This is a genomic window from Halanaerobium saccharolyticum, assembly GCF_003053565.1.
GTDB classification, from domain to species: Bacteria; Bacillota; Halanaerobiia; order Halanaerobiales; family Halanaerobiaceae; genus Halanaerobium; species Halanaerobium saccharolyticum_B.
In genome coordinates, this window is record NZ_QAXS01000004.1 from 63,043 (window position 1) to 86,531 (window position 23,489).

20 protein-coding genes are annotated in these 23,489 nt (G+C 34.9%); 19 read left to right on the forward strand and 1 reads right to left on the reverse strand.

Annotated elements, in window-relative coordinates; genetic code table 11:
• Positions 1–52 precede the first annotated feature (52 nt).
• The 17 genes from C8C76_RS02690 (at position 53) to C8C76_RS02770 (ending at position 17,595) form a co-directional block, all read left to right on the forward strand.
• A complete protein-coding gene (locus C8C76_RS02690; protein WP_108138405.1) occupies positions 53–1,300 on the forward strand; it encodes a competence/damage-inducible protein A in 1,248 nt (415 codons plus the stop codon).
• A gap of 1 nt (position 1,301) precedes the next feature.
• Positions 1,302–2,507, forward strand: a complete 1,206-nt coding sequence (locus tag C8C76_RS02695; protein ID WP_108138529.1) for a tetratricopeptide repeat protein — start codon at positions 1,302–1,304, stop codon at positions 2,505–2,507.
• 11 nt (positions 2,508–2,518) lie between these two features.
• Positions 2,519–3,064, forward strand: a complete 546-nt coding sequence (thpR, locus tag C8C76_RS02700) for an RNA 2',3'-cyclic phosphodiesterase (RefSeq protein ID WP_108138414.1) — start codon at positions 2,519–2,521, stop codon at positions 3,062–3,064.
• Between the two features lie 91 nt (positions 3,065–3,155).
• A complete protein-coding gene (gene recA, locus C8C76_RS02705; protein ID WP_108138415.1) occupies positions 3,156–4,193 on the forward strand; it encodes a recombinase RecA in 1,038 nt (345 codons plus the stop codon).
• 6 nt (positions 4,194–4,199) lie between these two features.
• The gene (locus C8C76_RS02710; RefSeq protein WP_108138417.1) at positions 4,200–4,661 is read left to right on the forward strand and encodes a regulatory protein RecX; all 462 of its coding nucleotides are present in this window, start codon (positions 4,200–4,202) and stop codon (positions 4,659–4,661) included.
• A gap of 151 nt (positions 4,662–4,812) precedes the next feature.
• Positions 4,813–6,357, forward strand: a complete 1,545-nt coding sequence (gene rny / locus C8C76_RS02715; protein WP_108138419.1) for a ribonuclease Y — start codon at positions 4,813–4,815, stop codon at positions 6,355–6,357.
• A gap of 79 nt (positions 6,358–6,436) precedes the next feature.
• A complete protein-coding gene (locus tag C8C76_RS02720; RefSeq protein ID WP_108138421.1) occupies positions 6,437–7,213 on the forward strand; it encodes a TIGR00282 family metallophosphoesterase in 777 nt (258 codons plus the stop codon).
• Between the two features lie 102 nt (positions 7,214–7,315).
• On the forward strand, positions 7,316–7,576 hold the full coding sequence (locus C8C76_RS02725; protein ID WP_076543482.1) for a stage V sporulation protein S: 261 nt from the start codon (positions 7,316–7,318) through the stop codon (positions 7,574–7,576).
• A 774-nt stretch (positions 7,577–8,350) separates the two neighbouring features.
• Entirely contained in the window at positions 8,351–9,520 is a 1,170-nt protein-coding gene (gene ltrA / locus C8C76_RS02730) for a group II intron reverse transcriptase/maturase (protein ID WP_108076537.1), read from the forward strand.
• A 260-nt stretch (positions 9,521–9,780) separates the two neighbouring features.
• Positions 9,781–10,458, forward strand: coding sequence for a response regulator transcription factor (locus C8C76_RS02735; RefSeq protein ID WP_108138423.1), 678 nt, complete (start codon positions 9,781–9,783; stop codon positions 10,456–10,458).
• On the forward strand, positions 10,458–11,876 hold the full coding sequence (locus tag C8C76_RS02740) for a HAMP domain-containing sensor histidine kinase (protein ID WP_108138425.1): 1,419 nt from the start codon (positions 10,458–10,460) through the stop codon (positions 11,874–11,876). Before C8C76_RS02735 ends, C8C76_RS02740 begins: the two co-directional genes overlap by 1 nt.
• Positions 11,877–11,953: 77 nt before the next feature.
• Entirely contained in the window at positions 11,954–12,613 is a 660-nt protein-coding gene (locus C8C76_RS02745) for a MotA/TolQ/ExbB proton channel family protein (protein ID WP_233493796.1), read from the forward strand.
• A complete protein-coding gene (locus C8C76_RS02750) occupies positions 12,594–12,998 on the forward strand; it encodes an ExbD/TolR family protein (RefSeq protein WP_076543478.1) in 405 nt (134 codons plus the stop codon). The genes C8C76_RS02745 and C8C76_RS02750 overlap by 20 nt, the downstream gene beginning before the upstream one ends.
• Before the next feature lie 15 nt (positions 12,999–13,013).
• Entirely contained in the window at positions 13,014–14,177 is a 1,164-nt protein-coding gene (locus tag C8C76_RS02755) for a TonB family protein (RefSeq protein ID WP_108138427.1), read from the forward strand.
• Between the two features lie 6 nt (positions 14,178–14,183).
• Positions 14,184–16,175 carry a hypothetical protein gene (locus tag C8C76_RS02760; protein ID WP_076543476.1) on the forward strand — a complete coding sequence of 664 codons (1,992 nt, stop codon included), beginning with the start codon at positions 14,184–14,186 and terminating at the stop codon, positions 16,173–16,175.
• On the forward strand, positions 16,176–16,931 hold the full coding sequence (locus tag C8C76_RS02765) for an S-layer homology domain-containing protein (protein ID WP_076543475.1): 756 nt from the start codon (positions 16,176–16,178) through the stop codon (positions 16,929–16,931).
• Positions 16,932–17,004: 73 nt separating this feature from the next.
• Positions 17,005–17,595: a cell wall hydrolase gene (locus C8C76_RS02770; protein ID WP_076543474.1), complete on the forward strand. Its 591-nt coding sequence runs from the start codon at positions 17,005–17,007 to the stop codon at positions 17,593–17,595.
• 68 nt (positions 17,596–17,663) lie between these two features.
• On the opposite strand, the gene gyrA is transcribed toward C8C76_RS02770, so the two are convergent.
• Positions 17,664–20,048: a DNA gyrase subunit A gene (gene gyrA, locus C8C76_RS02775; RefSeq protein WP_108138429.1), complete on the reverse strand. Its 2,385-nt coding sequence runs from the start codon at positions 20,046–20,048 to the stop codon at positions 17,664–17,666.
• A gap of 143 nt (positions 20,049–20,191) precedes the next feature.
• On the opposite strand from gyrA, the gene gyrB reads away from it, so the two are divergent.
• Entirely contained in the window at positions 20,192–22,108 is a 1,917-nt protein-coding gene (gene gyrB, locus C8C76_RS02780; RefSeq protein ID WP_108138431.1) for a DNA topoisomerase (ATP-hydrolyzing) subunit B, read from the forward strand.
• Between the two features lie 28 nt (positions 22,109–22,136).
• On the forward strand, positions 22,137–23,405 hold the full coding sequence (locus C8C76_RS02785; RefSeq protein WP_108138433.1) for a chloride channel protein: 1,269 nt from the start codon (positions 22,137–22,139) through the stop codon (positions 23,403–23,405).
• The last annotated feature ends 84 nt before the right edge of the window (positions 23,406–23,489 follow it).

The window sequence follows — 23,489 nt, forward strand, 5'->3', positions numbered from 1 at the left end:
ATGGGTCGATTTTCTTTTTTTAAAATGATATAATTAGAATGAGGTGTTTATATTGAAGACTGCAATCGTAGCAACTGGCTCGGAATTAATAACCGGGCTTGTCCAGGACAGCAATTCAAGTTTTTTAGCAGAAAATTTAAGTGAATTTGGTTTTGAACCAGAAAACATTTTGATCTGTGGAGATCAGAAAGAGAGCATAAAAAAAACAATTGACTATGCTGCCCAATCAGCAGATTTAATTTTTATAACAGGAGGCTTAGGACCTACAGAAGATGATCTGACTAAAGAAGCATTTGCAGAAGTGTTAAATTTAAATTTAATTTATTCAAAAGCAATCGAGGACAACTTAAAAGATATATTCTGTAATCATGGTTCAGGTATGAGTTCTAATAATTTATCGCAGGCATATATCCCCGAAGGAGCAGAAATTATTACCAATGAAAAGGGGACTGCTCCTGCTTTAAAAATTGAAAAAGAAAATAAGATATTTTATCTGCTGCCTGGTGTTCCATCAGAATTAAAATATTTATTTAAAAATAAGATATTAGATGATTTAAAAAAGAAAGATAAAAATCGACCTTTAATTCGAGAATTTAACTTTATTGGCATTGGCGAATCGACTCTGGCTTCTGAACTCAGCAAATTGGATCTTAACTCTAATCTAAAGATTAGCTATCAGGCAGGAAAAGCTGAAGTTAAAATGCGGCTGAAGCTTGATCAGAACTGCAGCCTGAACCGAGAAGAAAAAAATAAAGTTTTAGATCAGTCCAGTGCGGTTATCAGATCAGAGTTTGTTGATTATTTATATGGTGAGGATCGGCAGAGCATAGTTGATAAAGTTCATGAGTTATTAATTGAAAAGAATATTAAAATTGCCACTGCGGAATCTTTTACCGGTGGTTTAATTGCAGAGATACTGACTGAAAAAGCAGGCAGTTCAAAATATTTTTTAGGTTCAGTAGTTGCTTATAATAAAAAGATAAAAAGTAAGCTGCTTGATATTGAAGCTGAGCTTTTAGATAGATATGGCACTGTCAGTAGAGAGTGTGTTCAGACGATGGCCGAAAATGCAGCAGAAATTTTTGCTGCTGATCTTACAGCTGCCACAACTGGAGCTGCAGGGCCTGAAGCCCACGAGGGAAAAAAAGCTGGAACCATGTTCTTAGCTCTTGCTTTTAGAGGAAAGCTTAAAATCATAGAACTTCAAAAAAATTACGGCAGAGAATTAAATCGTTATTATGCTTCACAGGTGGTACTTTTTGAGATTTATAAATTAATTAAAGGAAGTGAGGAAAATTAAAATGCTTAAAAAAACTTTTTATTTAACTATCATTATCTTTTTAATTTTTTCTTTCTCTAATTCTGTTCTGGCACAGGAGGCAGTCGAAACTGAACAGGAAAAGACAACAGCGGAAATATTTAATGAGGCCTTAGATAATTATAATTCTGGAAATTATGCTCTGGCAGAGGAAAAATTCACTAATCTTCTTAAAGGAGAAGATTTGGATGAAGGTCTAGAATTCAGTGTTCTTTATTATTCAACTATGACAGCTATCAACCGCTACCAGACTTCTAAAGCTGTTGACTATCTGGAAGAGATGAATGAACTCGGTTTTCAGAGCGGCAATTTAAACTGGAGAATTGCAGAATTGTATTTAAATAAAAACAATCAATTTGACAGTGCTGATTTTGAGGAAGCTTTAAAATATCTAGAAAAAGCGGAAGAACTGGGGATTAAAAGTAATGATTTTAAAAGAGATCTTGCTTATGCCTATTTAGAAACTCAAGAACTGGAGCAGGCCGAAAATATATATCTGGAAATAATTGATGCTGAACCAGCAGCTGCTGATTATTTAAACCTTGCAAAAATCAAAGAAGAACAGGATGATTTAAATCAGGCTGTAGAATATTATGAATCAGCATTAGAGCTTAACGGTTCTCAATCTTCTCTATTTCTAAATTTGGGTAATTTATATCAGAAATTAGGTAATTATAATTCAGCTGTTTCAATATTTAATCAGGGAATAAAAAATCGAAAGGATTTTGCTCCTTATTATATTGGACTGGGAGAGAGCTATCTTGAACTGGAAGATTATGCTCAGGCTGAATCGGCACTAAAAACTGCTGTAGAATTAAACGAAAATTCATATTACGGCTATTATCTGCTGGCTGGTGTAGCTGAGGAAAACGGTGATTTAAATCAGGCCTTAAATTATTACAGCCAGGCTTTAAAGTACAATCCTAATTATGTCGAAGCCTTTCTTGGAGAAGGGAAAATACATCTAGAGCGTGAGGAATATTACAGAGCTATTTCAAGATTTTCTCTGGCAGTAGAAAATAATCCCGAATACGCAGAAAGTCGCTATTATCTGGGTAAAGCCTATTATGGAGCAGAAATGCTGGAAGCAGCAAGGGCTGAATTAAGAAGGGCTCTGCACATTAATGATAATTATCAGGAGGCCAGAGAGCTTCTGGACAGAATAGAAAGTGAACTTGATATAAACTAAAGGGTGTTAATATGAGATTATTTATAGCAGCAGACATTAATTCTCGCAGTAAAGATTTAATTGAGAATAAATTAAATTATATAAAAACTGAAATAAAAAATGATATCAAATGGACTGAAAAAGATAAATGGCATCTGACTCTTAAATTTATTGGTGAAAGTTCAACTCAGGAAAAAGAAAATTTAATTAAGGTTTTAAAAAATATTGATTTTAAAGAAAAAAATGAATACATTCAATTTGCTAAGTTTGATGCATTTCCAAGTCCTGATTCAGCCCGAGTGATTTATCTCGGTCTTGACAGAGGGGAAAAAGAACTAATTGAGCTGCAGCAGAGATTGGAAAATGAGCTTATTAAATATGGCTTTGAAAAAGATGAGCGGGATTATATTCCTCATTTAACACTGGGGCGAAATAAAGGTGAAGCTTTTAAAATTAAAAAAGAACTACTTGCGCCCAATTTGTTTAATATTTATGCACGAATAGAAAGCATTACCCTTTATCAGAGTCAGTTGAAAAAATCAGGCCCAGAATATATTGAATTATTTTCCATTAAATAGAAATTAGCCCTTGCAATCATTAAACATCTGTTCTATAATATAATTAAAGACAAAAATTGCAGTTAAAATAAATTTGGGGAGGAAGATAAACTTGGCAACTAGTGATAAAGAAAAAGCACTTAATAAAGCAGTTAATAGGATTGAAAAACAGTTTGGTAAGGGTTCGATCATGAGATTAGGAGATTCTCAAAAGTTAAATGTAGAAGCTATTCCTACAGGAGCTCTACCTCTTGATTTAGCTTTAGGTATTGGAGGTATCCCAAAAGGGAGAATTATTGAGTTATATGGTAATGAATCATCAGGTAAGACAACCCTGGCTCTGCATATAATTGCTGAAGCTCAAAAGTTGGATGGTATTGCAGCTTTTATTGATGCTGAACATGCTCTTGACCCTAAATACGCGAAAAACTTAGGGGTTAATATTGATAACCTTCTGATTTCGCAGCCAGATAGTGGAGAAGAAGCTCTAGAAATAGGTGAGGCACTTGTCCGCAGTAATGCTGTTGATTTAGTTGTAATTGACTCAGTAGCTGCTTTGGTACCAAAAGCAGAATTAGAGGGAGATATGGGAGATTCCCATATGGGTCTGCAGGCCAGACTGATGTCTCAGGCAATGCGCAAACTTTCAGGAGCAATCAGTAAATCTAAAGCTTCAGTTGTTTTTATAAATCAAATTAGAGAAAAAATTGGAGTTATGTTTGGTAACCCGGAAACAACTCCCGGTGGACGTGCACTTAAGTTTTATTCTTCGGTCCGAATTGAAATGAGGAGATCTCAAACTATTAAAGATGGAGATAAAATGATCGGAAGTACAGCTAAAGTAAAAATTGTGAAAAATAAGGTAGCTGCTCCGTTTAGAAATGCTCAGTTTGATATTATGTATGGTACTGGTATTTCACAGTCGGGATGTATCCTTGATCTTGGTGAAGAAATTGGAATCATCGATAGAGCCGGTTCCTGGTACTCTTATGGAGATGTTCGTCTTGGTCAGGGTCGAGAAAATTCAAAAGAATTTTTAAGAGACAATCCAGAAATTATGGAAGAAATAGACAATAAAATTAGAGTTAAGGTGGGCCTGGAAGAAGGAGAAGTTGAAGCAGAAAGTGAAAAAGAAAAGGAAGAGGAATAGTTTTCAATGGCTCAAATAGATAAAAAAGAATTTTCTAAAGCTCGTAATAAAGCTTTTAAACTGCTTAGCTACCGAGAAAGGACAATCAAAGAAATTGAAGATCGTCTGCGAAAAAAAGATTTTAGTGAAGAGGTTATTAAAGAAGTAGTTGACTTTTTGCTGGAAAATGATTATTTAAATGAAGAACGTTTTGCAGAAATGTGGATCAGGTCAAGAAAGAAACATCATCCGAGAGGGAGAAAATTGATTTACAAAGAACTTAAGGATAAGGGAGTTAATCAACGGATTATTAATTCCGCTTTAAACAATTATTTATCTGATCAAGATGAACGCGAAATGGCGAATCATTTAAAAGATAAATGGTTGCGCAGACGGACAGAAGAAGATAGCTCAAGTTATAAGTTGAAAAATTATCTGGCCAATAAAGGTTTTAGTTATGATTTAATATATAAGATTACAGATAAATAGATATAAATTGATGACTTAAAAGTCTGCCGGCGGCAGGCTTTTTCCTTTTAGTACCAGATTATCGTCTTTTCTTGACATAAGCTGCGAAAAAAGTTAAAATATTATTAGAAAATGTAAATATAAAATTAAAAAATTGAATATAGGACAGGGGGTGAATATTATTACTGGAGGTGTATTTTATTTTATAATAGCCCTACCTCTCGGAATTGTAATTGGGTATTTAATTAGGAAATATATTGCGAAAGCACGTATGCAGTCTGCAGAAGAAGAAGCAGAGAAGATACTCCAAGATGCAGAAAGAGATGCCAAGGCAAAGAAAAAGGAAATCACTCTTGAAGCTAAGGAAGATGCTCATCAAATTCGTGAAGAAGCAAATAAAGAAAGTCAGAAAAGAAGAGATGAGCTGCAGAAGTTAGAGAATAGACTGATGCATAAAGAAGAAAATCTTGATCGAAAATCTGAGAACTTAGAACGTAAAGAGCAGAGCATTAAAGATCGAGATAAAAACTTAACAAAAGCTGAAGAGGAAATTGAAGAAATCAAAAAAGAACAGAAAGAAAAATTAGAAATGATCTCTAGTTTCTCAGAAAGTGAAGCCAAAGAGTACCTTTTAAATAAGGTTGAATCTGAATTAGATCATGAATACGCAAAGATGATTAAGGAAAAAGAAGCACGGGCTAAAGAAGAATCTGAGAAGAAAGCGCGAGAGATTATTTCACTTGCAATACAGAGATCTGCTGCGGATCATGTAACAGAATCAACTGTTTCTGTTGTTAATCTTCCAAATGATGATATGAAGGGTCGAATTATCGGACGTGAAGGAAGAAATATCAGAACTTTAGAGAGTCTCACCGGTATTGATTTAATTATTGATGATACTCCTGAAGCAGTTGTTATATCTGGTTTTGATCCAATCAGACGCGAAATTGCAAGAATTGCTTTAGAAAAATTAATTGTTGACGGTCGAATTCATCCAGCTAGAATTGAAGAAATGGTTGAAAAGGCTGAGAAGGAATTAGATCAGCACATTAAAGAAATTGGAGAACAGGCAACATTTGATACAGGAGTTCACGGCTTAAATCCTGAATTGGTCAAGCTTTTAGGTAGACTTAAATTCAGAACAAGTTATGGACAGAATGTATTACAGCACTCTATGGAAGTATCCTATTTAGCAAGTATTATGGCTGCTGAACTGGGTGCAGATGTAACTCTAGCAAGACGTGGAGGCCTGCTTCACGATATCGGTAAGGCAATTGACCACGATATGGAAGGAACTCATGTTAATATTGGTGTTGATACTGCAAGAAAATATGGTGAAAGCGAAAAGGTAATTCATACAATTGAAGCTCATCATAATGATGTTGAATTCAAATCAGTAGAGGCAGTATTAGTTGCAGCAGCTGATGCAATTTCAGCAGCAAGACCAGGAGCTAGAAAAGAAACATTAGAGTCTTATATCAAGAGACTTGAAGATTTAGAAGGAATTGGTGAGTCCTTTGACGGTGTAGAAAAAGCCTATGCCATTCAGGCAGGAAGAGAAATTAGAGTTATTGTTGAGCCTGATAAAATTAATGATGTTGAAAGTACTAAAATGGTTAGAGATATTACTAAGAAAATTGAAAAGAATCTCGACTACCCTGGTCAGATTAAAGTAGTTATTATTCGTGAAACCAGAGTAGTAGATTATGCTAAATAAAAATAACTAATTCTGAAATTAATGGGCTCCTCTTTGAGGAGCCTTTAATAAATTTACAATAAAAACTAGGAGAGCCTTTATGAATATTTTATTTATTGGAGATATTGTTGGTAGAGCCGGCAGACGTGCTGTCAGAACTTTTTTAAATGATCTGATTAAGGACTATAAGCTTGATTTTGTAATAGCTAATGGAGAAAATTCTGCTGGTGGTTTTGGTATAACTAAAAAAGTAGCAGAGGAATTGTACGGTTATGGGATAGATTTTTTTACTATGGGAAATCACACCTGGGATAATAAAGATATATTTAAATTTATTGATGAGGATCCAAAACTGATCCGACCATTAAATTTTCCTGACAATAATCCCGGTCGTGGCTGGCAGACTATTGAAATAAATTCTACAAAGCTAACTGTGGTAAATTTAATTGGTCAGGTTTATATGCAGGGAGCTGATTCTCCTTATCATAAGTTTATGAAACTTTATCCAGAAATTGATGATTCGGATATTATTTTAGTTGATTTTCATGCAGAAGCTACGGGAGAAAAAATGGCCTTTGCCAGAGCTGTTGATGGACTGGTAACAGCTGTCATAGGAACTCATACTCATGTACAGACAAATGATGCACAGATTTTTCCTGAAGGAACAGCATATATTACTGATGTTGGTTTAACTGGTGCTGTTGATTCTATTTTGGGAATGAAACCGGATAAGATGATTGAAAAAATGAAAAATTCCTTACCCGTTAGATACGAAGTTGGTACTGGTAGGGTTAAAATTGAAGCCTGTTTGATCAAAACAGATGATCAAAATAATTCTGTTAAACAAATCATGGAAATAAAGAAAAATAATTTATAATTTTTTGAAAAAAAGCAGGAATTTATTTCATATATGGCTAATATATTATATAGAGGTAATTAATATATTATTCAATCAAGATCAAGGAGGTAATAAATAAAGATGGAAGTACTTAAAGTATCATCTAATTCTAGTCCTAACAAAGTTGCCGGAGCTCTGGCCGGTGTTCTCAGGGAAAATGGAAATGCAGAACTACAGGCTATTGGGGCAGGAGCTTTAAATCAGGGGGTAAAAGCAGTAGCAATTGCAAGAGGATTTGTAGCTCCCAGCGGAATTGATTTGATTTGTATTCCTGCTTTCACTGATATTGAGATTGATGGAGAGGAAAGAACCGCAATTAAATTAATTGTGGAACCCAGATAGAAATTATATCTGTTTGCCATTCTGGCAGACAGATTTTTTTTAGTGTGCTCCGTAAATTATTCTGATAATAGGTGAAAGTCCTATCTATGTTGTGGCATGTATCATGTAGAAGTCAACAATGACAGGGTGTTCACCGTGAGGTGGAATCTGAAGAGTCTGAGACGTGCTGTTAGTCCAAAACATTATGTGAACCAGAGGTGGCATCTGTAAATGGCGATTCGCCTAAGAAACGAAGAAGCTCAATGCCGGCATAACAACCATGCAATCTAGGCTGGATTTGCAGATGTGATTAGGGTTGGAATGACAGCAAGATGGAATAATTGACCGGAGGAGTTCTGTATTTGTCTAAAACTAAAACTAGTTTTAGTAAGTCGCGGTATAACCTGAACGGGAAAACCAAGATAAAGTAGATACAGAGTTCAGATGGCGTCAATAGTAGCTATGATGACTGGTCCTTAGATAGCAGGGTGACCTGCAGGAGGATAAAGCCAGTTTAGCAAAGGACAGCCAGCGCAGTCGAAGTTGAAGATAATACAGGAGTGGTAGACAGATTTTAATGGTTTAAACACTGCTTAAAGCAGTGGGTCAGGCTGGTAGCCGGAGGGAGAAATCTAATCTCAAAGGTGGTAGGTCAGAAACACCATAACCTCAGTAGTAAAATGTCAGAGGGGGCGATTGGTGAGAACCTAAAACGCGGCTGATAATATTATGAAAATAGGGTCTGTTTAACTGGACTGTAGAATTGGAGACTGGTAAGTCGTGAAGTAAGGACTGGTGAAAGAGATAACTGAGAAGACGTATTACACCCTTAAAGATAAAGTAACAAAGATTAGGAATATGAAAGCAGCCGCAAAACATGTCTTAGATAACAGTGGTAGTGCAGGTGTTGACAGAATAGATACAGTAGAATTCAAAGAAAACTATTCAGTCCACATGAGAGAACTATACAGAGAATTCTTAGAAGATAGATATCAACCCAAACCAGCACTGAGAGTATTTATCCCGAAAAGTGATGGAAGACAGCGACCACTTGGAATACCCACAGTTAAAGACAGAATAGCTCAGGCGGCAGTGAGAGGAATACTGGAGCCAATATATGAGAAAGAATTCTGTGACTGTTCTTTTGGATTTAGAAAAGGTAAATCGCAGATGGACGCGATAAACCAAATTGAAGAATATAAAGAACAGGGATACAAATGGGTATTAGATGCAGATATCAAAGGGTTTTTCGATAATATAGACCATAAGCTTTTAATAGAATTCATAAAGCAAAAAGTAACAGATGGTTGGGTAATTGAAATAATAAAATCGTGGCTGACCATGGGAGTCATGAAAGATGGAGAATATATACCCACAGAAAAAGGAACCCCTCAGGGTGGCGTAATATCGCCACTGCTGGCAAATATCTTTCTGCATGAGTTCGATAAAGTAATGACAGAAAGAGGGTATAAACTGGTGCGATTTGCTGATGATTTTGTGGTTATGACGAAATCAAAAAGGAAAGCTAAAAGAGCTTATGAAGTAGTTAAAGAAATTATTACGGAAAAACTTAAATTAGAACTGCATCCAGAAAAGACAGTAATAACTAACTTTGGTGAGGGTTTTGTATTTTTAGGATTTGAATTCATAGCCTGGAGGTACAAAAGACCTAGAAAGAAATCATTAGAAAAATTCAAAGACAAAGTTAGAAAAGTTACTAAGAGAAATCAGCCCTGGAAAGTGGACTCAATTATAAAAAGGCTAAACGCTAAAATATATGGCTGGGCTAATTATTTCGGTCATGGAAATGTGAAGACACTTTTCAGGAGCTTGGATGAATGGATACGAATGCGGTTAAGGTCATATATAGAGAAAAAGAAAGCAGTTATGAATCAAAACAAAAGAATCCCCAATTCCTTTTTCAGGAAGAAGGGACTCGTTTCACTACTTACTAGATTGTCCTAGAGGATTAAAATATACAGCTGTGGTAACACAGCGACGAAGACTTATTCCTTGAGACGGGGCAACGACTGACGGAAAGCTGTATACGGGAGAACCGTACGTGCAGTTTGACGAGGGGTCCCAGCTGAAAGGCTGGTCCTACTCTATTTTTTAATCTTATTTTAACTTGTGTTATACAGGGGTTAAGTTATATAATAGATAATAGTTAGGGATTATTTATTAATCTGGAATAAGAATATTTGATTATTTTTTGAGGTGGCAGTATGAAAAAAATTTTGATAGTTGAAGATGAACAGAAGATAAGAAAAGTTATTAAAAGTTATCTTCAAGATGAATATAATATTTTTGAGGCTGTAAATGGAAAAGAAGCCCTATCTCTGTTTAAAACTAAAAACTTTGATTTAATTATTTTAGATTTAATGCTGCCCGAAATTAGTGGAGAAGAGGTCTGTCAAACAATAAGGCAGGTATCTGAGGTACCAATAATTATGCTAACGGCTAAAAGTAGTGAAGAAAATAAAATTGAAGGTTTTGATTATGGAGCGGATGATTATCTGACTAAACCATTTAGTCCTCGTGAGTTACTTGCAAGAACCAGAGCTATTTTAAGACGAAGCAGCAATCAAAATAGGGCGAGTATTATTTCACTAAACAGGGGAGAATTTAAAATATATCCTGATGAAATGACTGTAAAAAAAGAGGGTCAGGAATGTGATTTAACGAGTACTGAATTTAAGATTTTGATGACTCTAATAAATAATGCAGGTCAGGTTTTAAGTAGAGAACAACTCGCTGATCAGGTTATGGGTTTAGAATTTAGTGGTTTTGACAGAACTATTGATGCTCATATAAAAAATATTCGTAAAAAAATGAATCTGGATAAAGACCAGTATATTGTTACTGTTTATGGAGCAGGATATAAATTTACAGGTGATATTTGATGTCAAAACTTGGTCAAAAACTTTTTGTTGTATTTTTAGTACTGGTTATACTCTCATTATTACTGGTCGGAGTTTTTATAAACTTTTCTATTGGGGAAAGATTTGATGATTTTATTAACTTACAGAGAGAAGAAAATGTCTCTGATCTTGCTTCAGTACTCAGTGATAATTTTAAAAATAATGATTTTGCAGCCGTCCAAAATTTAGTAAATAATTTCAGTAGAACTAATAGAATTCCACTCTGGGTTGAAAATAATCAGGGAGAATTTATTTATTTTCCATCCCAGAATAATCAGATGGCACAGATGATGAGGAGAATGGGGATGATGAGGAGAATGGGGATGATGAGTAATAATTCCCATTTCAATGGTGTTAGACAGTTACCGGATAATTACCCTGGCAGAACCAGGAGTCAGGAAGTTTATATTGGTTCTGAAAAAGTCTTAACATTATATTGGAAAGAAGTTAATGCAGAAAATCAGATTGATTCCGAGTTATATGATTATTTTAAGAATAATATCTATCGAGCAATTGTTTTAAGTGCTCTAATTGTAATTTTAATTGTTATTATTTTTTCTTTTATTCTATCAAAGAAAATTACTGAACCTTTAATTAAGCTAAAAAACGCAGCACTAGATGTAGCCAGAGGAAATTACCAGCAAAATATTAATAGCAAAGGAGATGACGAATTAACTGAGTTGATTAGGTCCTTTAATTTAATGAGTAAAAAACTTAATAAATTGGAAAAGATAAGAAAAGAATCAACTTCTGATTTAGCCCACGAATTAAGAACTCCTCTTACGACTATTAAAGGTTATCTGGAAGCGATAGAGGATGGAAAAATAAAAGCTAATCAGGAGAATATCAGTGAAATGCAGGAAGAAACTGAAAGAATGACTACTTTAATTGAAAAATTAAATGAATTCGCTGATGCTCAAAATAAAATATTTAATCTAAAAGAGGAAAAAATAAACTTAACTCCAATTATAAAAAAAATAACTAATCAGCATCAGAAAGCCCTAAAAGAAAAAAACATTGAACTTAGTTTAACTTTAAATAATGAGCTTAATGTTAAAGGAGATCAGGATAGTATTTTTCAAATTTTCAATAATATTATTGAAAATGCAATTAAATATAATGTTGAAAATGGAAAAATTAAAATTAATTCTCTGGTAACAAAAAATGAGATTGATGTTTTTATTAAAGATAGTGGTATTGGAATCAGCAGTGAGGACCTACCATATATTTTTGAAAGATTTTACAGAGCTGATAAATCTAGAAATTCTACAAATCAGGGTACAGGTATCGGCCTTGCTGTTGCTAAAGAATTAATGGAAGCTCATCAGGGTCAAATTAGCGTAGAAAGTAGTAATAATGGTACAGAATTTAAGTTGGTTTTTAAAAGGAGCAAGGATTAATTTAAAGGAATATGATTTTTTATATTGAAATAAAAAATTAGTGCATATTAATTATTTAATTATTAGATTTAAGAGGAGTGATTGGATTGGATTTAAATCGTATCTGGAATTTGTTGACATTAGGTGGACCAATGACTATACCACTTTTGATAGCTTCAATTTTTAGTCTGGCTGTAATAATCGAAAAAGCTATATTCTTTTATAGAAATAATGACAATAATTTTCGTTTAATTAAAAGAATTGAAATTTTAGTTGAAGAGGGTGACATTTTAAGTGCACTAAACGAATTAAAAGGAAAAAAGAGTACTAATGCCAAGCTTCTTTCAACAGCTTTAGCTCATAATAGTGAAGATCCTTCTCGATTAAGAGAGGTTTTGCAGGCTGTTGGAGAAGATGAAATTAAAAAAATGGAAAGACATTTGCCAATACTGGATGTTGTTGCTATGATTTCTCCTCTATTAGGTCTGTTGGGAACTGTTATGGGGATTATTAGCAGTTTTAATATTCTTGGAACAGCAGCAGGTGCTGCAAATCCAGCTCAGATTAGTTCTGGAATTGCTGCTGCACTGATCAGTACTGCTTTAGGATTAATTATTGCAATTCCAACAGCAATATTCTATTCCTATTTTGCTCATAAAGTAGAAAGAAGGGCTCATCAGATGAATTTAAGCATGGTGGAGATTGTTGATGTTGTAAGTAATAATAGAGGTGACAGTGATGTTCAAAACTACTCTTAAGAAAAAAAGTTCAATCAACATAATACCCATGATTGATGTTATATTTTTTCTTTTAGTATTTTTTATGCTTTTTACTACTTTTAGAACTACTCCTGAGGGTATTGAAATGCAGCTTCCAAAGGCAGTTACTGCAACAGAACAGGATACAGAAAATTTTATTGTCCAGATTGATTCGGATGGAAATTATTATTATCAAGACCAATCTTTAGCTTTAAATCAAATTATTTCTGAAGCGGAAGTTGCAAATAATGAAAATACTAATTTGACAATTGTAATTAGTGCTGATAAAAATACGCGGTATGAAAATGTTGTCTCTTTAATGGATGGAATGAGAAATGCAGGAATTACACAGCTGGCACTAGCTGCAGATAAAGAAGGTAGTTAATGGGATGGTGAATTTATGCCTAATAAAAATGACGATCGAAAATTACTGTTATATATAAGTGTATCAATTATACTACATTTAATAATTTTGTATTTTCTTCCAATTGGTTTTCTGCATGGGAGTGCTCAGAGTGAGAATGAATTAGATGATTATGGTTATGTACAAATGGTTGAATATCAACCTGCTCCTTTAGATGAAGAAAATGTTGACAAAAACGCTGAACTAACTGAAAAACCAGCAGAAAAAAGGCAGGAAAAAACTAAAGAAGAAGTCTTAGAAGAGCCAAAGCCAGATGAGGAACAAAAAACTGAATCAGTAAAACCTGAACCAGTAGAACCCGAAAAAAAAGAAGCAACAAAACCGGAGCCGGAACCTGTAGTTAAAGAACAGCAAAAAGCTCAGATTGAAGAAAAACCAGCTCCCAAGAAGGAGGTTAATAATTCTGAAGCGGTAGAAAAACAGAAAACTGATTCTAAGCCGGAACCTGTAAAACAGGAAGTCAAATCAGAACCAGTAACTGAAGATGTTGAGCCTAAAACTGAGACTAAATCAAAACCGGAACCGGAAGCAGAATCAAGTTCTGAAAAAACCGATATTATGGCCAGTAAAGATAGTGAAAGCGAGCTGGAAGTTGCTCAAAAAGAACCTGAAAAGAAAAAAGAAATAGAAAAAAACAAAACTGAGACAAAAGAAGAAAATATTGAAAAGCCAAAAGAAGAAAGCAGCCAGAGCTCTCAAACTAAACCAGAAGAAGTTACTCAGTCTGAACAGAAAACAGCTGAAACTAGTTCTGATGAAACCAGTACAGATAATAACACTACTCAGGAGAAGGAGGAAGTTAATCCACCACCTCCGCCTACTGCAGGTGATTTGATTGGTTTGATTGAACCACCAACTTTTCCCAAAGATTTAGTTGGAAGTCGTTCTGAGGGTACAGTTAGACTAATGGTTGAACTTTCACCAGGTGGAATTGTCAATAATATTGAGGTAGTTGAATCTTCTGGATATGATTCTATGGACAGAGTGGCTCAGCTTACTTTAGAACACGGCTGGGAATTTAAAGAGTATCAGCGTTCCTATAGAATTCCTGTCTCAGTAAGATATTATATTGATGAATCTGATAACAGTCAGGTGGAAGTAAATATTGGAGAAGTTGAATTTGTTGCTGGAGGTGAGTGATAATTAATGGAAAAATATAGAAATATAATTTTAGTGTCACTAATACTTTTATTAATCTTTTCAATTCAAACATCAGCTCAGGATAATTTTTTTCAGAATGTAGATGAAGATAATAATCTTCGATTTGGAAATGAATATATAGTAATTGTGGTTAATCAAAATCAAAACTCGCAGGGGAGGTTTGCTGTCGAAACAACTGGTGGTGCTCCAGCGCGAGAAAATGATGATAATAAACCGCTAATTTATGGCCGGCCTAATCCCTGGACATCCTATACTTCACTCTGGATTAATGATCAGAAATATGTTTTTGGTGGTTCAACAGAGAGAAGAGCTGGTGATGGGGCTAAATATGGTGAGGTTATCCAGGAACCAACAGTAGAGGATAACCAAATTGTTACCAGAACTCGTTTTGATAATATTGTAGTTGAACAGATTCTTTCAATTGTAAAAAGTTCAACAACTGGACTGGCAGATAGTGCACAGATACAGTATAGAGTTACAAATGAAGGTCAGAAAGAAGAAAAAGTTGGGCTCAGAATAATGCTTGACACTATGCTGGGGGAAAATGATGGGGCTCCCTTTAGACTTGGTGAAGACACCATTTCAACTGATAAACTATATTATGATAAACAGCTTGATGATTTCTGGCAGGCTTTTGATAGTGTTTCTAACCCTCAGGTTACTTCTCAGGGATCATTTATTGGTCCTGATGTAAGTACACCAGATAGAGTTTATTTTTCTGACTGGGGCAGTCTGGCAGATGGTGTCTGGGATTTTGATTTTAACCCGGGTCAGGATTTTATGCGTAAGGGCGAATATGAGATAGACAGTGCTATAGCAATGTACTGGGTACCTGAAATAATTGAGCCTGGAGAAACTAAAACCTATATTACAAAGTATGGACTTGGAGGTATAACAATAGTTCCTGGTATTTTGTCACTGGGAGTAACATCACCGGCAGAAGTAACATTGGATGATAATAATCAGACTTTCCCTGTGGTAGCATATTTAGAAAACACTTCCGAAATTAATGCCCGGAATGTATCAATTAAAATTGAACTTCCCGATGGTTTTAGTGCAGATCAGTTAAGCAGAAATCTTGGTGATATGGAGCCGGGAGGTATTTCTCAAATAACCTGGAATGTTAGTGCTAGTAATAGAGATAATCTTCCTGAAAATATGACCTACAGAGTTATAGTGGATGCTGACAATACAGATTCCAATGAAGTTGAAAGACGAGTCGAATTTCTTGGTCCACCTGAGCTAAATGCTGATATTACATTAATGGAGGATGTGCAATCTGTTGATGGTAGATTAGAACCCAATCCATTTAGAATTCAGGCTGAGATTAATAATTCTGGAGAAACTTCACTTTATGGAGTTGAAGCAGAATTAATACTGCCACCCGGTTTAGTTACAGCCAGCAGAGAAATTAGTAAAAAGAATATTGGAATTCTGAGAACTAATGAAAAGATTAATATAAACTGGGCAATCGAAGCCTTAAGAGTTGATGGTACTCTACCTTTTGCTTTAAAGGTTAGTGGTTTAAATAATTACCAAAAAACGATTGTTGAAGAGATTAGTTTACCAGAATTAAAACCACTTATTTTGCTCAGGGAAACCAGGGGACAGAAAGATGAGGATTATTTTGCTGTTGACATTGTTGCTGCAAATATTGCAGAAGCTGAAAATATATCCTTTACCCTCAATTATGATAGCGAAAAATTACTGTTAACTCATATCTCGCGTGGAGATTTCTTTGTTGGTGAAAATAACAATCTGCTGCCATTTAATAGGCCGGATAGATCTGAAAGAGGAAAAATTTTATTTAATCAAGAATTTCCATTTAATAAGTCAAATGGGATTATTGCAACAGTTCATTTTAAATTAAAGGAAGAGGATCCGGGGAATATAAATATTAGTAATCTAAAAGCAGTAAATGGACCTGGTAATCCTTTTAAAATTGAAATCAGAAATATTTTAGAGGAGGAAAATTAAATGTTAAAATATAAAAACATATTTTCGATAGCTTTATTATTTGTCTTAATCTTTACTTCAGGTGTTTTTGCTCAGCAGTTTGATGATGTTCCTCGTGATCACTGGGCTTATGATAGTGTTCAGTATCTGGCTGATAAAGGTTATTTAAGTCTTTATTCGGGAGAGGATTTTAATGGAGATCAACCTTTAACAAGATATGAAATGGCAGAAATTATTACTAATGTACTGCAAAATACCACCAGTGGAGCTGCTTCTCAGAATCTTTCGGAAGAAGATGTTGATGTAATTCGCGAACTTTCTCTGGAATTTAGAGATGAACTGGTTACGGTTGCTCAAAAGCAAAAGGAGTTTGAAGAAAGATTACAGAATACAGAAGATAAGAACCAGATTCAGGATGAAGATATATCTAACATTAATGTTCGGGTATCTGAACTTCAGGAAGAGGTTCAGGATATTGCTGATCATATATCCAGAATGGCAGAATTAGAAGAAAATGTTAACGGTCTGGACAACCAGATTAATAGTTTAGAAAAGGAATTAAATGCTATTAAAGAAGAAGGAGTTTCCGGACAAAAGCTGCAGGAACTGGAAGATAATCAGAGTATTAATATGACAAGAATTGAAGAATTGGAAAATAGAATTTCAGAACTTGAAGCTGAAAAGAAAGCGGCTAATAAAGAGCTGAAAGAAGAAAAGGGTTCTTTAAATACTGGTTATATACTTGGAGCACTGGCATTACTTGCTTTAATTCTTTAATTTAAAATAAGGGATTATGGTAGATTGATTATATTTTAATATCATTAAGTATCTTATATAAGGAGAATAGTCTATGCAGAAGATTCATTTTAAACAAATAATAATTACACTTGCTTTGATTTTACTGTTTAATTCAGTATTTCTACCTTATTTAATGCCTGTTTCAGAACTTAAAGCAGCATCTATAGAAAAAGAAGATATTTACACAGGTCTGGGACTTATGTTTTTGCTTGTTGTTCTTTCCGGTGGTAAAAGCAGTAATAAAGAAGTTGCAGTAAGGGATGATTTTTATAGTTACAAAAATTTTAGTGCAGATGAAATTGAAATACTGGCAAGTATAATTAATGCGGAGGCGCGTGGTGAAAGCTACCAGGGCAAAGTGGCAGTAGGAGCGGTTATAATTAATAGGGTTTATCATCCTTCATTTCCAAATTCAATTAGAGAGGTTGTTTATCAAACTGGGCAATTTACTCCAGTTGAAAATGGGATGATTGATTTATCACCAGATAATGATTCTTTTAAGGCTGCCTATGATGCTGTAAGCGGTCTGGATCCAAGTCAGGGAAGCCTTTATTTTTATAATCCTGCTAAATCAAGAAACCCTGAGTTTTTTGCTAAAAGAGATAAGGTAGTAACTATTGGCAACCATGTGTTTTTAAAATAAAAACTTATTTAGCTTAAATAAAAACCTCAGTCATATGACTGAGGTTTTTTATCTTTGATTATTAAGTTTTATTCCACTTCAATAATTTTTTTGACAGCCACTATTTTTTCAAAATCAAGTTCTTTTGTAACCTGATACATATTACCTCCCGGTGAGGTTTCTGGTATATCAGCGACAACTATTTCATTTATTTCTCCATTTTTAGCAGCAATTAATATTTTATCATCTCTGGCTGCTGTGACCGCTCCTGCAAGTTTGTATTTGCTATTAGAAAAGATTCTAATTCCTTTACCATTTCTTTTTTGAGATCTAAAATTGTTTAATTTAATTTTATTAGCTCTACCATCCTCACTAATTGAGATTAAGAAATCATTTTTATCAAAAATGTTAAAGTATATTACATGATCATTCTTGCTTAAATTGATTGCTCTACTGCCAAGAGTATTCCGACCGGTAGTCGAGAAGGTATCCCCGCTAAATCTAATTAAATAACCATTTTTGCTAACAACAATTATATCTTCTATCGCATTTGTTTTTTCAACATTGACTAAGCTATCATTGTCCAGTTTGATTGCTCTAATATGGCTATAATTGGTCCTATATTCATCGACATTACTCCTTTTGACCAAACCAGAACGAGTAACAAAGGTATAATATTGATTCTGATTCTTATTCTGTTCCTTATCTAAAATATTTAATGAAATAATATTTTCCTTGATTGGAATCTGAAGATATTTACTTAAATTATCTCCGGTAGCAAGTCCGTGATGTTCTTCAATATCATGGACCTGTAAATTATATACTTCTCCCTGATCACTAAAAAAGAGAAGTTGATCTAACGAAGAACCTTCAACTGCTGCAACGAGATAGTCGTTTTTAGCCGCTCTTAGATTCTTGAATTCTTCATTTCGTTTAATAATTCCCCGGTAGGATAGTGATAAAACAGCATTTTTCTCTTTGATCAGATCATCTTTAGTTATTTCAGCTTTACTGTCATCAGCAATTATTTCGGTTCGCCGCTGATCATCAAAGCTTTTTTTGATTTCTTTAAGTTCATCACGGAGTACATTATTCAATTCATCCTCGTTATTTAAAATGTTTTTATAATACTTAATTTTCTCAGCTAGATCCTCTCTTTCAGCTTCCAGCTTTTCAAATTCCATTCCTACCAGACGCTGCAGCTGCATCTCCAGAATTGACTGGGCCTGTTGTTTTGATATATCAAGTTCCTGCATTAATTTTTCCCTGGCTTCTTTTTTTGATTGAGAGTTTCTAATTACCTTAATTACTATATCAAGCTCATCGATTGCTCTTTTTAGACCTGCTAAAATATGATAACGATTTTCGGATTTATTTAAGTTATATTGAGTATGATTTTTAATAACCTGTTTGCGGAAATCTAAAAAGTGATTCAAAATCTCGAGCAGCCCCATCACAACTGGCTTTTTATCATTGAGGGCCAAAAGATTAATCCGAAAATTAGTCTGCAGATTTGTGTATTTATAAAGTCTATTTAATGTTAATTGTGGATCTGCCTTACTTTTTAATTCAATCACAATTCTAATTCCCTTTTTATCTGATTCATCTCTTAAATCAGAAACTGCTGATATTTTTCCTTTGTTAACCAGATCAGCAATTTCTTCAATTAATTTTGCTTTATTAACCTGATATGGGATTTCGGTAATAATTAGATTTTGATGTCTTCCTTCTTTTTCAACTTTACTTTTAGCTCTTAAAGTTATTTTCCCTTTACCATTTTGATAGGCTGATTTTATACCGTCATTGCCAACTATAGCTGCACCGGTTGGAAAATCAGGACCGGGTAGATGATTTTTAATAATTGTCTCCAGTCTGGCGTTAGGATAGTCGAGAAGGTGAATTAAAGCATCTATTACCTCTCCTAAATTATGAGGTGGTATAGAAGTACTCATTCCAACAGCAATACCACTGGAGCCGTTAACTAACAGATTTGGTATTTTTGAGGGCAGCACTTCAGGTTCCTGCAGACTGCCGTCAAAATTATCAATAAAATTAACAGTTTCTTCATCTATATTGTCTAAAAGTGCTTCAGCAATTTCAGTTAATTTTGTTTCAGTATATCGCATGGCAGCAGCACTATCACCATCAATTGAGCCAAAATTACCGTGGCCGTCGATCAGCTGATAACGCTGATTAAAGTCCTGTGCCATCCTGACCATAGCATCATAAACTGCACTGTCACCATGAGGATGGAATTTACCTAATACTTCACCAACTAGGCGGGCTGATTTTTTATGGGGACGATTGTGCAGCAGCCCCAGTTCGCGGGCAGCAAAAAGTATTCTTCTATGTACAGGTTTTAAACCATCTCTAACATCAGGCAAAGCTCTACCGATGATTACACTTAAGGAATAATTCAGGTAAGCATCTTTCATTTTATCTTCAATTGCAATTGGATAAATTTCTTCTTTCATTATCTATCTCCTCTCAAATTTAATCGTTTTCTGCTAATTTATAATATCATTCTTATCATAGAATTTGCAAATTTAAAGCTTAAACGACTGGCATTCTCTAAATCTCTTTGTTATAATAATGAAATGGAGGATGGTGAAGACTTATGGATACACTTTTTGATAATGTAGATTATAATGCTGATCAGATACAGGTGCTTAAAGGTCTGGAAGCAGTTCGTAAAAGACCGGGAATGTATATTGGAAGTACAGGGATAAAAGGTTTACATCACCTTGTCTGGGAGGTAGTAGATAACAGTATAGATGAATTTTTAGCTGGAAATGGTGATCAAATTAAGGTTACTATTCACGAAGGGGAAGAAGTTACGGTCGAAGATTTTGGTCGTGGTATCCCGGCGGATATTCATCAGGATACTGGCCTGCCTGCTGTAGAAGTAGTTCTGACAACTCTGCATGCGGGAGGAAAATTTAATAATAATAGTTATAAGGTTTCTGGAGGACTGCACGGAGTTGGTGTTTCAGTAGTTAATGCTCTTTCAGAGGAATTGACGATCACAACCCACTGGAAGGGAAATAAATATCAGCAGCACTATAAAAAAGGAATTCCTGTTGATAAACTAAAAAAACTGGGCAGTACTGACCGCAGTGGAACAGTAATTCGCTTCAAACCGGATTCTGAAATTTTTACAGCTACAGAGTTTAAATATGAAAATTTAGCCCACCGCCTGCAGGAATCAGCTTATTTAAACAAGGAATTAACCCTTGTTTTAAGAGATGAGCGCGGAGAAGAAATAGAAGAAGAGGAATTCCAGTATGATGGTGGTATTAAAGCTTTTGTTGAATTTTTAAATAAAGACCGTAATATACTCAATGAAGACATTATATATTTTGAATCAAAACCTGATGATTATGAGGTGGAGATAGCTGTTCAGTATAATGACGGCTACAATGAGCGGATTTTTTCTTATGCTAATAACATTAATACTATTGATGGAGGTTACCACCTGACAGGTTTTAAAACTGCTCTTACCAGAGCAATTAATAACTTTGCTAAGAATAATAACCAGCTGCCGGCGAAGATCTCTTCACTTAATGGTAAAGATGTGAGAGAAGGAATTACTGCAGTAATTAATGTTAAACTGCCTGAGCCTCAGTTTGAGGGCCAGACCAAGACTAAGCTCGGCAACAGTGAGATCAGAAGTATTGTTGAAAGTGAGGTTTACGAATATTTAAGTTTATATTTTGATACCAATCCTGAACTTGCCAAAAAAGTTATTGATAAGGCAGTCCAGGCAGTTAGAGCGCGTAAGGCTTCCAAAAAAGCAAGAGAGCTGACTAAAAGGAAAACTGCGCTTTCTTCTAACTCCCTGCCCGGTAAACTTGCCGACTGCAGCAGCAAAAAGGCCGAAAAAAGTGAGCTTTTTATTGTTGAGGGTGATTCAGCCGGTGGTTCTGCAAAACAGGGTAGAGAGCGTAAATTTCAGGCTATCTTACCGCTGAAGGGAAAGATTTTAAATGTAGAGCGGGCCAGACTTGATAAGATTTTGAATAATAAAGAGGTTGCTTCAATTATTACTGCTTTAGGGGCAGGAATTGGAGAGGATTTTGACTTAAAGAGGCTTCGCTATCACAAAATAATTATCATGACTGATGCTGATGTAGATGGTGCTCACATTGCAACTTTAATTTTAACCCTCTTTTACCGTTATATGCCTGAGTTGATTGATAACGGCCATATTTATCTGGCCAAACCACCTTTATATAAGGTGACAAAGAGAGGAAAGAGTCATTATTTATACAGTGATCAGGAATTAGCAGAATTTAGAGCCGAAAATGAAGGCAGTAGTTTTTCCCTGCAGAGATATAAGGGACTTGGAGAAATGAATCCGGAACAGCTCTGGGATACAACTATGGACCCAGAAAACAGAGTTCTGCAGAAGGTAGAAATTGACGATGATATCGAAGCAGATGATATTTTTACCCGTTTAATGGGCTCAAATGCTTCTTTAAGAAAAGAATTTATTTTTAATAATGCAGAACTGGCTCAAACTATTGATGTTTAAAATCTAACTGCAGTTAGGTGGTGATTATTTGTCAGCTGATAGTAAATTTAATAACAGATATCTAAAATTGTTTTTAGCATTTTTAATTGGCCTAATAGTAGGGCTAATAGCTTTGTTATATAATAATGTTTTAGACTTTTTTACTTTTTCGCTGCTTGATATTGGAATGGAGCTGACTATTTTAAACCGCCTAAGCTTTTTGTTTCTACCAGCTCTGGGTGGGCTGCTTGTTGGTTTTATAATTAAATATGGTAGTATGACTGCAAAAGGTCATGGTATTCCAGCCATTTTGTCCTCGATTGAAAGCAAGGAGCGCCATTTAACCTATCGCGACCTTTTAACTGAGGGTTTTGCTTCGGCCATTACTATTTCAACTGGTGGTTCAGGTGGGCGAATCGGTCCAATAGTCGAAATTGGAGCCGGGATGGGTGATTTAATTGCTTATAAGCTTGACCTTGATCTTGATGATTATCAAAGCTTTTTAGGCTGTGGGGCTGCAGCTGGAATAGCTGGTTTATTCCATGCTCCACTGGGTGGAATTATGTTTGTAACTGAAATTTTATTTAATAAAGTTGAAAAAAGTCGTTTAATTCTGGTTGCTTTGAGTGCTATTACTGCTGATATGGTTATCCGCTGGAGTGGAAAAGATCTATTTCTGGCAGATTTAAATTTAGGTCAGGTTGGTAGTGCCTATAATTTTTTAACAGCAGCGGTTATTGGAGTTTTTGCAGCATTTTTTGCAGTTGCTTTTATTTATACCCTGCATAAACTGTCCGATATATTCGACAACTTAAAAATTAATATTGTTCTAAAACCAGCGCTGGGAGGTCTGCTGTTAGGAGTTATCGCTTTTGGCCTGCCTGAGATAATGGGCTCTGGTAACCGGGTTATAATTTCTTTATTTGAGCAGAACGAATTTAATCTGGGATTTTTACTTTTAATATTGATCTTTAAGATTATTGGAACTGCCCTAACACTGGGCTCAGGGGGTTCGGGCGGGATTTTTTCTCCGTCGCTGTTAATTGGCAGTTTAACTGGAATAATTATTGGTATTTCTTTTCATCAAATTTTTCCTTTTTTAAGCGGTTCTCCAGTTTTATATGCCCTGATTGGTATGGCTGCTGTGATTAGTGGAGTTATTAGAGCTCCCCTGACGGCTACCTTTATTATTCTGGAATTTACTCATAATTACAGTTTGACAATTCCGCTTTTAATTGCCTCCTTGATTGCTGAGAGAATAGCAAGTATGAGCGGTATAAAATCAGCCTATTCCCCTGAATATTTTGAACGCCTCTAGGCAGTAAAAACTTGACATTTTAGTTATTTCTGTTTTATAATTAGTTAAGTAAATAAATATTAAAATGAGGAAGGAGAGACTTAA

Excerpts from the sequence above, each read along its gene's own strand:
- C8C76_RS02695 (WP_108138529.1), top strand. The coding sequence starts at position 1,302 with ATGCTTAAAAAAACTTTTTATTTAACTATCATTATCTTTTTAATTTTT.
- thpR (WP_108138414.1), top strand. The coding sequence starts at position 2,519 with ATGAGATTATTTATAGCAGCAGACATTAATTCTCGCAGTAAAGATTTA.
- C8C76_RS02710 (WP_108138417.1), top strand. The coding sequence starts at position 4,200 with ATGGCTCAAATAGATAAAAAAGAATTTTCTAAAGCTCGTAATAAAGCT.
- C8C76_RS02720 (WP_108138421.1), top strand. The coding sequence starts at position 6,437 with ATGAATATTTTATTTATTGGAGATATTGTTGGTAGAGCCGGCAGACGT.
- C8C76_RS02725 (WP_076543482.1), top strand. The coding sequence starts at position 7,316 with ATGGAAGTACTTAAAGTATCATCTAATTCTAGTCCTAACAAAGTTGCC.
- C8C76_RS02735 (WP_108138423.1), top strand. The coding sequence starts at position 9,781 with ATGAAAAAAATTTTGATAGTTGAAGATGAACAGAAGATAAGAAAAGTT.
- C8C76_RS02740 (WP_108138425.1), top strand. The coding sequence starts at position 10,458 with ATGTCAAAACTTGGTCAAAAACTTTTTGTTGTATTTTTAGTACTGGTT.
- C8C76_RS02750 (WP_076543478.1), top strand. The coding sequence starts at position 12,594 with ATGTTCAAAACTACTCTTAAGAAAAAAAGTTCAATCAACATAATACCC.
- C8C76_RS02755 (WP_108138427.1), top strand. The coding sequence starts at position 13,014 with ATGCCTAATAAAAATGACGATCGAAAATTACTGTTATATATAAGTGTA.
- C8C76_RS02760 (WP_076543476.1), top strand. The coding sequence starts at position 14,184 with ATGGAAAAATATAGAAATATAATTTTAGTGTCACTAATACTTTTATTA.
- C8C76_RS02765 (WP_076543475.1), top strand. The coding sequence starts at position 16,176 with ATGTTAAAATATAAAAACATATTTTCGATAGCTTTATTATTTGTCTTA.
- C8C76_RS02770 (WP_076543474.1), top strand. The coding sequence starts at position 17,005 with ATGCAGAAGATTCATTTTAAACAAATAATAATTACACTTGCTTTGATT.
- gyrA (WP_108138429.1), bottom strand. The coding sequence starts at position 20,048 with ATGAAAGAAGAAATTTATCCAATTGCAATTGAAGATAAAATGAAAGAT.
- gyrB (WP_108138431.1), top strand. The coding sequence starts at position 20,192 with ATGGATACACTTTTTGATAATGTAGATTATAATGCTGATCAGATACAG.